The sequence below is a fragment of the Bradyrhizobium sp. SK17 genome (genome assembly GCF_002831585.1).
GTDB lineage: Bacteria > Pseudomonadota > Alphaproteobacteria > Rhizobiales > Xanthobacteraceae > Bradyrhizobium.
On record NZ_CP025113.1, the window covers coordinates 5527116 to 5539849 of the forward strand.

At 65.2% G+C, this 12734-nt stretch carries 15 protein-coding genes; 7 read left to right on the forward strand and 8 right to left on the reverse strand.

Translation table 11 applies throughout. From position 1 onward, the window contains the following. Positions 1-49 precede the first annotated feature (49 nt). Positions 50-271, forward strand: a complete 222-nt coding sequence (locus CWS35_RS25495; protein ID WP_100956655.1) for a hypothetical protein — start codon at positions 50-52, stop codon at positions 269-271. Between the two features lie 201 nt (positions 272-472). Further along, the gene (locus tag CWS35_RS25500; protein WP_024583587.1) at positions 473-829 is read left to right on the forward strand and encodes a DUF6481 family protein; all 357 of its coding nucleotides are present in this window, start codon (positions 473-475) and stop codon (positions 827-829) included. Positions 830-885: 56 nt separating this feature from the next. Here CWS35_RS25500 and CWS35_RS25505 read toward each other — a convergent pair whose 3' ends face one another. Then, entirely contained in the window at positions 886-1119 is a 234-nt protein-coding gene (locus tag CWS35_RS25505) for a pentapeptide MXKDX repeat protein (RefSeq protein WP_024583586.1), read from the reverse strand. A gap of 304 nt (positions 1120-1423) precedes the next feature. Here CWS35_RS25505 and dctP point away from each other — a divergent pair, with 304 nt between their 5' ends. The 3 genes from dctP to CWS35_RS25520 are packed head-to-tail and all read left to right on the forward strand — an operon-like array spanning position 1424 to position 4352. Beyond that, on the forward strand, positions 1424-2446 hold the full coding sequence (dctP, locus tag CWS35_RS25510; protein ID WP_024583585.1) for a TRAP transporter substrate-binding protein DctP: 1023 nt from the start codon (positions 1424-1426) through the stop codon (positions 2444-2446). Beyond that, positions 2446-2997, forward strand: a complete 552-nt coding sequence (locus CWS35_RS25515) for a TRAP transporter small permease (RefSeq protein ID WP_168226501.1) — start codon at positions 2446-2448, stop codon at positions 2995-2997. Before dctP ends, CWS35_RS25515 begins: the two co-directional genes overlap by 1 nt. Beyond that, positions 2994-4352 (forward strand): TRAP transporter large permease, encoded by a 1359-nt coding sequence (locus CWS35_RS25520; protein ID WP_100954474.1) that lies wholly within the window; start codon positions 2994-2996, stop codon positions 4350-4352. The genes CWS35_RS25515 and CWS35_RS25520 overlap by 4 nt, the downstream gene beginning before the upstream one ends. A 28-nt stretch (positions 4353-4380) precedes the next feature. On the opposite strand, the gene CWS35_RS39110 is transcribed toward CWS35_RS25520, so the two are convergent. Continuing rightward, positions 4381-4518, reverse strand: coding sequence for a hypothetical protein (locus CWS35_RS39110; protein WP_157817227.1), 138 nt, complete (start codon positions 4516-4518; stop codon positions 4381-4383). A gap of 113 nt (positions 4519-4631) precedes the next feature. Here CWS35_RS39110 and CWS35_RS25525 point away from each other — a divergent pair, with 113 nt between their 5' ends. Continuing rightward, positions 4632-4820, forward strand: a complete 189-nt coding sequence (locus CWS35_RS25525; protein WP_245438658.1) for a hypothetical protein — start codon at positions 4632-4634, stop codon at positions 4818-4820. 22 nt (positions 4821-4842) lie between these two features. On the opposite strand, the gene CWS35_RS25530 is transcribed toward CWS35_RS25525, so the two are convergent. Then, positions 4843-5691, reverse strand: coding sequence for an SMP-30/gluconolactonase/LRE family protein (locus CWS35_RS25530; RefSeq protein ID WP_100954476.1), 849 nt, complete (start codon positions 5689-5691; stop codon positions 4843-4845). A gap of 293 nt (positions 5692-5984) precedes the next feature. Here CWS35_RS25530 and CWS35_RS25535 point away from each other — a divergent pair, with 293 nt between their 5' ends. Continuing rightward, the gene (locus tag CWS35_RS25535; RefSeq protein WP_100954478.1) at positions 5985-8213 is read left to right on the forward strand and encodes a lytic transglycosylase domain-containing protein; all 2229 of its coding nucleotides are present in this window, start codon (positions 5985-5987) and stop codon (positions 8211-8213) included. Positions 8214-8228: 15 nt separating this feature from the next. Here the strand turns inward: CWS35_RS25535 and CWS35_RS25540 are convergent, their stop codons facing one another. The 5 genes from CWS35_RS25540 to CWS35_RS39635 form a co-directional block, all read right to left on the reverse strand. Next, positions 8229-8621: a hypothetical protein gene (locus CWS35_RS25540; protein WP_100954480.1), complete on the reverse strand. Its 393-nt coding sequence runs from the start codon at positions 8619-8621 to the stop codon at positions 8229-8231. Positions 8622-8652: 31 nt separating this feature from the next. Continuing rightward, the gene (locus tag CWS35_RS25545; protein WP_100954482.1) at positions 8653-9621 is read right to left on the reverse strand and encodes a tripartite tricarboxylate transporter substrate binding protein BugD; all 969 of its coding nucleotides are present in this window, start codon (positions 9619-9621) and stop codon (positions 8653-8655) included. Positions 9622-9699: 78 nt separating this feature from the next. Continuing rightward, a complete protein-coding gene (locus CWS35_RS25550) occupies positions 9700-10941 on the reverse strand; it encodes a threonine synthase (RefSeq protein WP_024583577.1) in 1242 nt (413 codons plus the stop codon). Between the two features lie 183 nt (positions 10942-11124). Then, on the reverse strand, positions 11125-12546 hold the full coding sequence (lpdA, locus tag CWS35_RS25555; RefSeq protein WP_100954484.1) for a dihydrolipoyl dehydrogenase: 1422 nt from the start codon (positions 12544-12546) through the stop codon (positions 11125-11127). Beyond that, positions 12546-12722, reverse strand: a complete 177-nt coding sequence (locus CWS35_RS39635; protein ID WP_168200204.1) for a hypothetical protein — start codon at positions 12720-12722, stop codon at positions 12546-12548. Before CWS35_RS39635 ends, lpdA begins: the two co-directional genes overlap by 1 nt. Positions 12723-12734: the final 12 nt, after the last annotated feature.

Consider the following 12734-nt stretch of genomic DNA (forward strand, 5'->3'; position numbering starts at 1 on the left):
CTCGCGAAAAGCTGCACCCCGACGAGAGCGCGTGGTGCGGAGCGTGCCGGTGAGCGAACAAGAAGCGACCTACGACTATCAGCGTTACAAGCAGTTGCTCTCGGAGGCGGTCGACGAGACCAGCAGGTTGCGCCTGATCAGCCTCCTGATCACCGAAAGGGCCCGCGACAGGCTGGAAGCCCAGCGCGCCTCGGACCGGAGCGCGATGACCGCCGAAACGGTCGCCCGCGTGCTGGGCAACGCCCGGCGCGAACAATTTCAACGCGGCTGAAATTCCGGCGCACCGGGTGACCAACCACTCACCAGGCCCCTGATCGGGTGGCTGCAACGGCCATGATCGATCGATTGCTGTGCGCTCATATCTCCCTTGCTCCCCGGCGCGCCGTTCGCCACTGGCAATTTCGCCGCTGTTCACTTATTGAAGCGCCGAACCCCATCCCATCACTGAACAGAAAGCAGCAAGGCTTCCTCTATGAGTGGCTTCAAGGAACCGGGTTTTGCCGACCGCCAAAAGGCGGCCCTGCAGGCGCGGCAAAACCTCCTCAACAAGTTTCGCGCCCAGCCGGGCGCCGACGATCCCACTGTGAAGGCGCGGGCCGAGGAGCGTGCTGCGATCGCCGCGCGCCGCACCCAGGCCAAGGAGGCCCGCGAAGCCGAGAAGGCCGAGCAGCAGCGGCTTGCTGAAGAAGCCGCTGCTGCCGAGGCCGCTCGGATCGCGCGCGAGAAGGAAGAGGAAGCCGCCCGCGAGGAGGCGCTGCTCGCCGAGCAGAAGGCCAAGCGCGACGCCCGCTACGCGGCGCGCAAGGAGCGTGGCAAGAAGAAGCGCTGAGACGTGACCAGGCCCGCCACGACGGCGGGCCTGCTGACGACGAGGCGTGCCGGCAATCAGTTCTTCTTCATGCCGTCATCTTTCTTCATCATCGCGCCGCCATCCTTCTTCATGGCGTCGTCCTTCTTCATCATGCCACCGTCTTTCTTCATCGCATCCTTGGACATCGTGTCTTCCTTCTTCATCGCGTCGTCCTTGCCCATCTTGTCCTGAGCGAAGGCGGCCGGCGCCAGCGCGATGCTGAACGAGAGCAGCGCGGCGGAAAGGCCGAGGCGGGTCCTGGTGGTCATGATGATGTTCCTTGTTCGAATGTGAGCGCGACGACTGCCGCTCTCTGCTCGACGCATCCGCACCTTCAGCTGTTACCTCAATAACGAATTCTTGAACCATCGCGGCGCACGCCCGAGTCGCGCCCCGTGCGTCGCCACGCCGCAGTGTGCGCCGCAGCAAGGCAAGCACTTGCCGTCGTGCATCCGCCCGCACTATCAGGGCGCCTCGAACTATCAGATTAGAGAAAACTCACGCGAAGACCGGCTAAGCTAGAACTCCGCGCCGGCCTAACAGCCACTCAAGAAGCTCTTCAGGGGAAGAACCATGCTCACACGCCGCCACGTCCTCGCATCCGCCCTCGCCGCGCCCGCCGTCTTGCGGATGGGCGTCGGGACCGCTCACGCCGCGACCACGCTGAAGATCTCGCACCAATTCCCCGGCGGCACGATCGACAAGGGCGACTTCCGCGACCGGCTGTGCCGGATGTTCGCAGCCGAGGTCGCCAAGCGCTCGGGCGGCGACCTCACGGCCGAGGTCTATCCGAACTCGTCGCTGATCAAGACCAACGCGCAGTTCTCGGCGATGCGCAAGGGCGCGCTCGACCTCAGCCTGTATCCGATGCCGTATGCCGGCGGCGAACTGCCGGAGACCAATATCGGGCTGATGCCGGGCCTCGTCACCACCTACGACCAGGGCCTGCGCTGGAAGAAGGAGCCGGTCGGCAAGGCATTGAGCGACTTTCTCGCCGACAAGGGCATCCTCCTGATCTCCTGGGTCTGGCAGGCCGGCGGCGTCGCCAGCCGCTCCAAGGCGATCGTCGCGCCGGAAGATGCCAAGGGCATGAAGGTGCGCGGCGGCTCGCGCGAGATGGACATGGTGTTGCAGACCGCCGGTGCCGCGGTGCTGTCGGTGCCATCCAACGAGATCTACGCCGCGATGCAGACCGGCGCGTGTGACGCCGGCATCACCTCGTCGACCAGCCTGATCTCGTTCCGCCTCGAGGAAGTCGCGAAGTCGCTGACGTCCGGTGCCGGCGCGTCGTACTGGTTCATGCTGGAGCCGCTGATGATGTCGAAGGCGATCTTCGACAAGCTTCCGAAGAACCAGCAGGACATCATCCTCGCCGTCGGCGCCGAGCTCGAAGCGTTCGGCCGCAAGGGCGCGCAGGACGACGACGTCGAGGTCGCCAAGGTCTATGAAAAGGCCGGCGCCAAGGTCAGTGCGCTCGACGCCGCCATTGTCGGCAAATGGCGCGACATCGCCCGCGACACCGCTTGGAAGGATTACGGTGCCAAGACGGCGATGGCCGCCAACCTGCTGAAGCTCGCAAGCGACGTCCCCGCATGATGCATGGTCCGGTCGCGGATCAAGCCGAAACCAACTGCATCGCCACGGGTAATACACCCGTGGCCATGCTTGGGCGCGCGCTGTCCGTCTGCAACAACGTCATCGTGGTGTTCGCAGCCCTCGCCCTGATCGCGGCCTGCGTGATCCTGAGCTACAGCGTGCTCGGCCGCGCCCTGTTCCACAGCCCGAACTACTGGCAGGACGAGGCGGCGGTGTTCCTGCTGGTCGGCGCCACTTTCATGACCTCGGCCTATGTGCAGAGCCAGCGCGGCCATGTCAGCATCGAGGCCTTCGTCGGCCTGCTCTCGGCCCGCGCCAACGGCATCAGGCTGTGGCTGGTCGACGTCGCGAGCTTCGCGTTCTGCACCTTCTTCGCCTGGAAGTCCTGGACACTCGCGCACGAGGCTTACGTCGACGGCCAGGTATCCAACTCGATGTGGTCGCCCCCGCTTGCGATCCCCTATGGCCTGATGGCGCTCGGCATGACCCTGCTCTGCGTCCAGTTGCTGCTGCAAATCCTCATTCCGTTGACCGGTGGCGCGCGCCGATGACCGTGTTTGGTATTGGCATCTCCTACGGACTTGCCACCCTGTTTGCGATGTTCTCCGGCATGCCGATCGCATTCGCGCTCGGCGCGGTCGCGGTCGTGTTCATGGCGATCTACATGCCGGCGGCCTCGCTCGATACCGTGACGCAGAACGTCTACGAGGAGATGGCCTCGATCACGCTGCTGTCGATCCCGCTGTTCATCCTGAAGGGCGCGGCGATCGGCAAGTCGCGCGCCGGCCAGGACCTCTATTCGGCGCTGCATGCCTGGCTGCACCGCGTGCCCGGCGGCCTCGGCGTCGCCAATGTGTTCGCCTGCGCGCTGTTTGCGGCGATGGCCGGCTCCTCGCCCGCCACCTGCTCGGCGATCGGCTCGGCCGGCATTCCGGAGATGCGCAAGCGCGGCTATTCCGGCGGCTTTGCCGCGGGGATCATCGCCGCCGGCGGTACGCTCGGCATCCTGCTGCCGCCCTCGATCACGATGATCCTGTTCGCGGTCGCCGCCGAGAAATCGCTCGGGCGGCTGTTCCTCGCCGGCATCGGCCCCGGCCTGCTGCTGGTGACGTTGTTCGGGCTCTACGCCGTGTTCCGCTTCCGCAAGGAATATGCGACGGCCAAAGCCGTCTATGACGCGACCGGCAAGGACGCAGCGATCTTGCAGCATGACGAGTTCACCATGGCCGAGCGCTTCAGCGCGCTGCCGCGGGTGATCCCGTTCGTGCTGTTGCTGACGGGCGTGATGATCGCGCTCTATGGCGGCTATGCCACGCCGTCGGAAACCGCGGGCCTCGGCGGCCTGTTGGCGCTGGCGCTGATCGCGGTGATCTACAGCGTCTGGAAGCCGAGCGACCTGTCGCCGATCCTGAAATCGACGATCCGGGAATCCACCATGCTGATGCTGATCATCGGCATGTCGCTGCTCTATTCCTACGTGATGAGCTATCTGCACATCTCGCAGTCGGCGGCCGAGGCGATCGTCGCGATGCATCTGCCGCGCTGGGAGCTGCTGTTTGCGATCCTGGTGATGGTGATCGTGCTCGGCTTCTTCCTGCCGCCGGTCTCGATCATCCTGATGACCGCTCCGATCATCCTGCCGCCGCTGCGCGCGGCCGAGTTCGACATCATCTGGTTCGGCGTCGTCATGACCATCGTGATGGAGATGGGCCTGATCCACCCCCCGGTCGGCCTCAACATCTTCGTCATCCGCAACGTCGCGCCCGACATCCCCTTGAGCGAGGTGATCTGGGGCACGCTGCCGTTCGTGCTGCTGATGATGCTCGCCGTGCTGCTGCTGTGTTTCGTCCCGGAGATCTCGACCTGGCTGCCCAATCTGGTGATGGGGCCTGACGGCGGGCGATAGAGCGCGCTTCGGATGGTTTGGCTTGGGGTCAGGCCGCTTCCTGCTCCCTGGCCGCGAGCGCCGTTTCGATCCTGCGGACCAGCGACGCCGTCGGACGTCCCTCGCGCTGTAGCCGGCGCAGTTCATTCCATAGTCTGATGATTTCGCGGTCTCGTTCGGCATCCATGGCCGCATTCTCCCGAATGCGCTCCACTATGAACGAAACAGGAACAAAACTCAAGACGGAAAGATACTGGCCCGCATCCGGAACCAGACCGCCGCAACACGATTGGTTGCTTCATGAAAATGGCCAAGGCAATTCGCAAGCAGGCGCAAACCGCGGAACGGGTCGCTTCGGCGACGGCCGATGTCGTTGTCGCCGACGAGATGCGCTCCCTCGCCCGCGCCTTCAGGAGCCAGGCCGATATCCTGAAAAAGAAGGAGAAGATGGAGAAGAAGCAGCTTTCCAGGCGGCCCTCGTCCAAATAGCCCTTTGCCGGTGAGGCACGGATCAGGGATAGCCGTCGCCTGGCGCATCGACCGCGACCACGTCGATCCGCGACACAGATTTGCCCTGCCTCAACTCCGCATACGACGTCGCCGCGCTGAGGCAGAACAACGTCCTGCGATCCGCTCCACCGAGCGCACAGGCCAGTGCGCGGCGCCCGGGGATGGCGATACGCCCACACTCCGCACCATCGCGGCCGATCCGGACGAAGGCGTCCTCCGTGAATGACGCGACCCAGGCCGCTCCATCGCGATCAAGGCAGATGCCATCGGGGTCGCTGACGCGGCCGAGCCGCCCACGGAGGTTCAGGCCGCCGTCCGACGCGATGTCGTAGTCGGCAAGGCAAGCGCCATCCATTTCAGCGACGACGAGCCGCTGATGGTCGGCGGAGACGGCAATGCCATTGGGAAACCGCAAGCCATCCGCGACGACGCGCGCGTTGCCGTCCGGCATCACCAGGATGATCCGGCCGACCGCGCCGCGGCCCTCCGGCGGCGGCAAGTCGAAGCCGAGATCGCCGACATAAGCGCGCCCCTGCCCGTCGACGATCATGTCGTCGATGGTGCCGATCGCGAGTTTCGAGAGGTCGGCATAGAGCGAGAGCGTCCCGCCGGAGAACCGCAGCAGCCGCTTCTTGAACATCGTCAGCACGACGATGTCCCCGTCGGGCAGCACGCCGAGACCACACGGCGTGTCATCGATCACTGCGGCATGCTCTTGCAGGTCACCCGACGGACTGACGCTAAGCAGCGTCCGCGCCATGCAATCGACGAACCACAGCCGTCCGCGATGCCAGCGCGGGCCTTCGAAATAGCGGCCGCCGTCCACAATGGTCGTGAGGCCAACCGTCATGGCGCGTTGGCCCGCAACAATTGATCCGTCCACGACATGCGCGCCCCCGGCCCTTCTCATCGAACATACAGGCCGGCCACGACCGGTCAAACCGCGATGTCGGCCCCCTGGACGCCCGTGGAATCCCGGTTCCGGCGGGTTCCACACGCCGCGTTCCATATTTTGCCGTGTTTTCCCTGTTGAGTTGCAGCCGCATTAACACTCGAGAATCGAGGGTGGTGGTAATCTGCGGCGGTTGTGCCGCCGTATGACGCGTTCTGTTGTGCCTCATGGTTTCTCAGGGGGACCAGGGAATGAACCGTTGCCTACGTCCGCTGGCGTGCTTCGCCACCGCCGCAGCACTTGCGCTGTGTCCCGTTCATGCCATCGCCAAGCCGCATCACCAGGCCAAGAGCGGCCACGGGGACAAGAAGGCGCCCAGCGCCAAGTCCAACACCAAATCGAACACCAAGTCCGCGCGCGAGGCTGCCTCCGGCAAGCGTCGCCATGCCAGACACAGCGCCGACAAACCCAAGTCAGCGAAGGCCAAATCCGTTCCGTCCAAGCCGGCTGAAACCGCGAAGGCATCCGAGCCGGAGAAACCCGCCGGGCCGCAACTGTCGGGCGACCTCGCCACGATCAGGGACGCCATCCTTGCCGCGCGCCGGGGCAAGACCGACGAGGCGACCGACATCCAGGCGAAGATCACCGACCCGGTGGGGCGGAAGCTCGTCGAGTGGTACCTGCTGCGGCATTCGGAATCGAGCGCGCCGTTCAGCCGTTACGCCGCGTTCGTCACCGCCAACCCGGACTGGCCAAGCGTCACGCTGCTGCGCAAGCGGGCCGAGGCGCGGTTGTGGCAGGAGCGCAGCGATCCGGCCACGGTGCACGGCTTCACCCTCGATCAGCCGATCAGCGCCAAGGGCAAGTTCGCGCTCGCCCGCACCTTGCTGGTCGAAGGCGATCGCGATGGCGCCGCGCGGCTGGTCCGCGAGGCCTGGCGCTCGGAAGAGTTGCTGGACCGGACCGAGAGCGACGCCTACGACGCGTTCAAGGACCTGCTGACGTCGGACGATCACCGCGCCCGCATGGACAAGCGGATCGGCGCCAAGGATCTAACCGGTGCCAGGCGCGCGGCGCAGCACCTCGGCAGCGATGCAGTGGCCATCGTGAAGGCCTGCGGGGCAGTCCGCGGACAATCGAGCAAGGCAGAGGACACGCTCAACGACGTGCCGGCCGATGCCCGTAGCGACCTCGGCTACACGCTCTGCCGCATCCAGTGGCTGCTCGCGAAGAACAGGATCGACGATGCGGCGCGCGTGACGATCGCGGCTGCGCCCGAGACGATGGCGCTGCAAGACACCGATCAATGGTGGCGCGAGCGCCGCATCCTCTCCCGCAAGCTGCTCGACCAGGGTGAGTACCAGGCGGCCTATGACGTAATCCGGGGCGCGGCGCCGCCGGACAACCCCTACTACCGTTCCGACATGCACTTCATGCGCGGCTGGATCGCGCTGCGCTATCTCGACGATGCCAGCACCGCCGCGGCGCATTTCGCTCACATCGACGAAGGCCAGACCAACCCGACCGTGCTGGCGCGCGCCGCCTATTGGCGCGGCCGGGCCGCCGAGGCGCTCGGCAACTCCGCGGCGATGCGGGCCGACTATCAGGCTGCTGCGCGCTACCCGACCGCCTATTACGGCCAGCTCGCGCTGGCCAAGCTCGGCCGTGATGGCATCGAGCTGCGCGCGCCGACATCAGCGGCCAACGCCGGCAGCATGGCCGCCGACGAGCGGGTGCGGGCCGCCGACATGCTCTACGCGATCGGCGAGCCGGACGTCGTGCTCTATTTCGTCGCCGACCTCGCCGAGGAAAGCACCGACGTCGGCATGCTCGAGGCGCTCGGCGAACTCACCGGCCGTCGCAACGATGCCCGCACCATGCTGCAACTCGGCAAGATCGCGCTCGGCCGCGGCTTTGCCTTCGACCACTACGCCTTCCCGGTCATCGGCATTCCCAGGCACGCCCCGATCGCTCCCGATATCGGGCGCAGCATGACCTACTCGATCGCGCGTACCGAGAGCGCGTTCGACCAGCGCGACAAGTCGGCAGCCAACGCCGTCGGCCTGATGCAGGTGACGCCGGAAGCCGGCCGCGACACCGCCAAGCGCTTCAAGGTCAGCTACGACTGGGACAGGATGGTGTCCGATCCGGTCTACAACACCCAGATGGGTGCGGCCGAGTTGAGCGCCCTGCTGTCGGAATACCGTGGCTGCCACATCATGACCTTTGCCGGCTACAATGCCGGCCGCGGCCGGGTCCGCGACTGGATCAAGGCCTATGGCGATCCGCGCGACCCCAATGTCGATGCGATCGACTGGGTCGAGCGGATTCCATTGTCGGAGACGCGCAACTACGTGCAGCGCGTGATGGAGAATTTCGCGGTGTATCAGGCGCGCTTCGAGGATGCAGGCACTGCGCTCGCAGCAAAGAGCAGCGACCGCGTCGTGACGCAGGAGAGCAACGCCGCGCCGGCGCAGTGAGATCAACTGCGGCCGCTACAGCAGATCGGTCTCCGTACGAACCTCGGCGCGGGCGAAAAACCAAGACACGCCTGCGACGAGGCAGGCGAACACCATCCAGGCGATCATCCCGCGGGCCTCACGCTGAGTGTCGATCCCGTAGTCGATGAAGAAGACCGGCAACAGGTACACGAACGCAATTGTCCAAATACTCCAGAGCCCGCTTCGCGTCAGAATAAGGTAGACGAGGCCGCCGTAAACGAGCTGGACGATCAGCGCAGCAGCCAGGGCGATCAAGGACAAACGAAGAATGGCGCCTCCGGATGGAACGGGTGCACCATCCGACATCGCCCAATAGATCATCCATCCGACGAAGGCGACTGTAAAGGCGGCGCTGGAGACAAGCCAAGCAAGAACGAGATTCTTCATGGGCGCCCGCGCCGAAATGTGGACCGGCCTCTCAATCGACCTTCACATTGGCGGCCTTGATCATCGGCCACCATTTGGCGATTTCCGCCTTCTGCCAGGCACCGAGCGCTTCCGGCGTGAGTTGGTCTTGCGGCGGCATCTGCAAGCCGAGATTTTCGAGCTGCTTCTTCACGGCGGGATCGCGCAGCGCCTGCACCGCCGCGGTGTTGAGCTTGGCCACGATCTCCTTCGGCGTGCCTTTCGGCACCCAGAGCCCGGACCACAGCGTCATGTGGAAGCCCGGCAGGCCGGCCTCGTCGACCGTCGGCACCTCCGGCGCGTTCGCAACCCGCTTGGAATCGGTGACGGCATAGGCACGGATGTTTCCGGCGCGGACCTGGTTGATCGAGTTCGAGGTCTGGTCGACGATGATGTCGATCTGACCGGCGACGAGGTCATTCAGCGCCGGCCCGGTGCCGCGATACGGCACGTATTGCAGCTTGATGCCGGAGACGTTCTCGAAATAGAGCCCGGCGATATGGCTGCCGCTGCCGGCGCCGGCGGTGCCCGCGGTCGGTGGCGATGGCCGCGACTTCAGCCACGCCAGCAGTTCCTTCAGCGATTTCGCCGGCACGTCGTTCTTGCTGACGATGATCATCGGGTTGCTCGGCAGCAGCACCACCGGCTCGAGATCGTCGACCAGGTCGTAGCCGAGCTTGTAGATCGCGCCATTCGCGACGTGGGTGCCGAGATGACCGAACGAGACGGTGTAGCCATCCGGCGCGGCGCGCACCGCGCGGCCGACGCCGATCGAGCCACCCGCCCCGGTCACGTTCTCGATCAGGACCACCTCGCCGAGCGACTGCTTCATGCGCTCGCCGAGGATACGCGCCATCGCATCCGATGGACCACCGGCCGCGAACGGCACCACGATGGTGATCGGGTGCGCCGGATAGGTTTCTGCCGCGACGGTTCCCGTCAACGCCACCATCGCCAGCACGGCCAGCACCAGCTTCCGCATCACGCTTCCCCTCGAATTTCGTTGTCGTATCATTTTTGAAGGGCCACCTTTCGACAAGATGGCCCTTCGGATGAGGCGTCAGAACTGCGAGAAGTCGATCGGCTTGTGCCGGTCGAGCGTGCGGGTGACCGGCGGCAACGGGTATTTCAGGCCGCTGGCGCAATTGAACAGCATCACGCGGTCGCTCTTGGTAACGCGGCCGTCGGCGAGGCTCTCTTTGTAGGCGGCGTAGGTTGCAGCCCCTTCGGGGCACAGCAGCAGCCCCTCCTCGCGCGCCACCTCGTTGAGCGCGGCAGAAATCTTGTCGTCATCGACGGCGATCGCAAAGCCCTTGCTCTCACGCACCGCGCGCAGGATCAGGAAGTCGCCGATCGCCTGCGGCACGCGGATGCCGGAGGCGATGGTGTGGGCGTCCTCCCAGCGCGCCGCGTGCTCGGTGCCGGCCTCATAGGCCCGCACCATCGGCGCGCAGCCTGCGGCCTGCACCGCCACCATGCGCGGGCGCTTCGAGCCGATGAAGCCGATCTTCTCGAGCTCGTCGAACGCCTTCCACATCCCGATCAGGCCGGTGCCGCCGCCGGTCGGATAGAAGATCACGTCGGGCACGTCCCAGCCGAGTTGCTCGGCGAGCTCGAGGCCCATCGTCTTCTTGCCCTCGATCCGGTACGGCTCCTTCAGGGTCGAGGTATCGAACCAGCCGACTTTCGCCTTGCCCTCGCCGACGATCTTGCCGCAGTCGTCGATGTAGCCGTTGACGCGGTAGACGGTGGCGCCCTGGAGCTCGATCTCGCTGACATTCACCTCCGGCGTGTCGGCCGGGCAGAAGATCGTGGTCTTGATGCCGCAGGAGGTCGCATAGGCCGCCAGCGCAGCGCCGGCATTGCCGTTGGTCGGCATCGCCATGTGCTTGATGCCGAGCGCCTTGCCCATCGACACCGCCATCACGAGCCCGCGCGCCTTGAACGAGCCGGTCGGCAGCCGTCCCTCGTCCTTGACGATGATCTCGCCGCCGCCGAGCTTCGCGCCGAGCTTCGGCAGCCGGATCAGCGGCGTCGTGACTTCGCCGAGGCTGACGATGTCCTGGCATTTGCGCACCGGCAGCAGCTCGCGATAGCGCCACAGATCGGCGGGACGCTGCGCCAGCGCATCCTTGGTCAGCGCCTTCTTCACGCCCGCCAGGTCGTAACGCACCAACAGCGGTTTGCCGGCCTTGGACAGATTGTGCACCTGGTCGGCGGGATAATGATCCCCCTCCATCGCGCATTCGAGATGGGTGACGAAGGTCGGGCGTTCGATGGTCAGGTTGTCGTTGTCTTTCACGAGGTGCGCTCTTTCTTGTTCTTGGGTTCACCACTATGAGACCCGTCACCCTGAGGTGGCCGCTTCTTCAGCGGCCCTCGAAGGGCGACAGGCCCCGCTGTTCGATCCGGACCGTTCATCCTTCGAGGCACACTTCGCGAGCGCCTCAGGATGACGGAACTGGCAAATCTTGAGCCGCGGCTCTCAAATATTCAGCACCCTTCCGTACGCATCCAGCACCGCTTCCTTCATCATCTCCGACAAGGTCGGATGCGGGAACACGGTGTGCATCAATTCCTCTTCCGTGGTCTCCAGGTTCATCGCCACCACATAGCCCTGGATCAGCTCGGTCACCTCGGCGCCGATCATATGCGCGCCGAGCAACTGCCCGGTCTTCTTGTCGAACACCACCTTGACGAGGCCCTGGTCCTCGCCGAGCGCAATCGCCTTGCCGTTACCGACGAACGGGAAGCGGCCGATGCGGATCTCGCGGCCGCCCTCCTTGGCCTTGGCTTCCGTGAGGCCAACCGAGGCGACCTGCGGGTTGCAATAGGTACAGCCCGGGATCAGCAGCTTGTCCATCGGATGCGGATGCAGGCCCTTGATCGCCTCGATGCAGATCACGCCCTCATGCTCAGCCTTGTGCGCCAGCATCGGGGGTCCTGCGACGTCGCCGATCGCATAGATCCCGGGGACGTTGGTCTTGCCGAGGCCGTCGATCACGATGCAACCGCGGTCGGTCTTGACGCCGAGCTTCTCCAGCCCGAGATTTTCGATATTGCCGACCACGCCGACCGCCGAGATCACGCGCTCGAATTCCTTGGTCTGGGGCTGGCCCTTGCCGTCGTCGATGGTCGCGACCACGCTGTCGGCCTTCTTTTCCAGCTTCGTCACCTTGGTCGAGGACATGATCTTGATGCCCATCTTCTCGAACCGCTTGCGCGCCAGCCCGGCGATCTCCGCGTCCTCGACGGGCAGGATCTGCGGCAACACCTCGACCACGGTGACGTCGGATCCCATGGTGTGGAAGAACGAGGCGAATTCGATGCCGATCGCGCCCGAGCCCACCACCAGCAGCGACTTCGGCATCCGCTCCGGCACCATCGCCTCGAAATAGGTCCAGATCAGCTTCTTGTCGGGCTCGAGCCCGGGCAGCACGCGCGGCCGCGCGCCGGTCGCGACGATGATGTGCTTGGCCTGATAGACGCCCTCGCCGCTGGCGCCCTTCGGCGCTTCGACCGCGGATTTCTTCACCGTGATCTTGCCGGGCGCGTCGATCGTGGCGTCGCCCCAGATCACCGTGACCTTGTTCTTCTTCATCAGGAAGCCGACGCCGTCGTTGAGCCGCTTCGAGACGCCGCGCGAGCGCTGCACCACCGCCTTCGGATCGAACGAGACGTTGTCCGCCGACAGCCCGTAATCCTTGGCGTGCTGCATGTAATGGTAGATCTCGGCCGAGCGCAGCAGCGCCTTGGTCGGGATGCAGCCCCAGTTCAGGCAGATGCCGCCGAGATAGGATTTCTCGACGATCGCGGTCTTGAAGCCGAGCTGGGCGGCGCGGATCGCGGTGACGTAGCCGCCGGGGCCGGAGCCGATGATGATGACGTCGAAGGATGTGTCGGCCATTACCTGTACTCCTGCCAGACCGTGCCGAGCAGCACGGCCCACACCAGCGCGAGCACGCCGGTCCCGATGATCATGATCCTGAACTGGATCGTGGAAATGAGGTCGCGGCTAACCGCGACGAGCAACGCGATGGCGATGGCCGCGAGGACGACGTACGGACCGTAGATCGCGTACATGGTCGATCCCCG

Bases quoted from the DNA above. Each gene is read 5' to 3' on its own strand.
- CWS35_RS25500 (WP_024583587.1), top strand. From the start codon at position 473: ATGAGTGGCTTCAAGGAACCGGGTTTTGCCGACCGCCAAAAGGCGGCC.
- CWS35_RS25505 (WP_024583586.1), bottom strand. From the start codon at position 1,119: ATGACCACCAGGACCCGCCTCGGCCTTTCCGCCGCGCTGCTCTCGTTC.
- dctP (WP_024583585.1), top strand. From the start codon at position 1,424: ATGCTCACACGCCGCCACGTCCTCGCATCCGCCCTCGCCGCGCCCGCC.
- CWS35_RS25515 (WP_168226501.1), top strand. From the start codon at position 2,446: ATGCATGGTCCGGTCGCGGATCAAGCCGAAACCAACTGCATCGCCACG.
- CWS35_RS25520 (WP_100954474.1), top strand. From the start codon at position 2,994: ATGACCGTGTTTGGTATTGGCATCTCCTACGGACTTGCCACCCTGTTT.
- CWS35_RS39110 (WP_157817227.1), bottom strand. From the start codon at position 4,518: ATGGATGCCGAACGAGACCGCGAAATCATCAGACTATGGAATGAACTG.
- CWS35_RS25525 (WP_245438658.1), top strand. From the start codon at position 4,632: ATGAAAATGGCCAAGGCAATTCGCAAGCAGGCGCAAACCGCGGAACGG.
- CWS35_RS25530 (WP_100954476.1), bottom strand. From the start codon at position 5,691: ATGACGGTTGGCCTCACGACCATTGTGGACGGCGGCCGCTATTTCGAA.
- CWS35_RS25535 (WP_100954478.1), top strand. From the start codon at position 5,985: ATGAACCGTTGCCTACGTCCGCTGGCGTGCTTCGCCACCGCCGCAGCA.
- CWS35_RS25540 (WP_100954480.1), bottom strand. From the start codon at position 8,621: ATGAAGAATCTCGTTCTTGCTTGGCTTGTCTCCAGCGCCGCCTTTACA.
- CWS35_RS25545 (WP_100954482.1), bottom strand. From the start codon at position 9,621: ATGCGGAAGCTGGTGCTGGCCGTGCTGGCGATGGTGGCGTTGACGGGA.
- lpdA (WP_100954484.1), bottom strand. From the start codon at position 12,546: ATGGCCGACACATCCTTCGACGTCATCATCATCGGCTCCGGCCCCGGC.
- CWS35_RS39635 (WP_168200204.1), bottom strand. From the start codon at position 12,722: ATGTACGCGATCTACGGTCCGTACGTCGTCCTCGCGGCCATCGCCATC.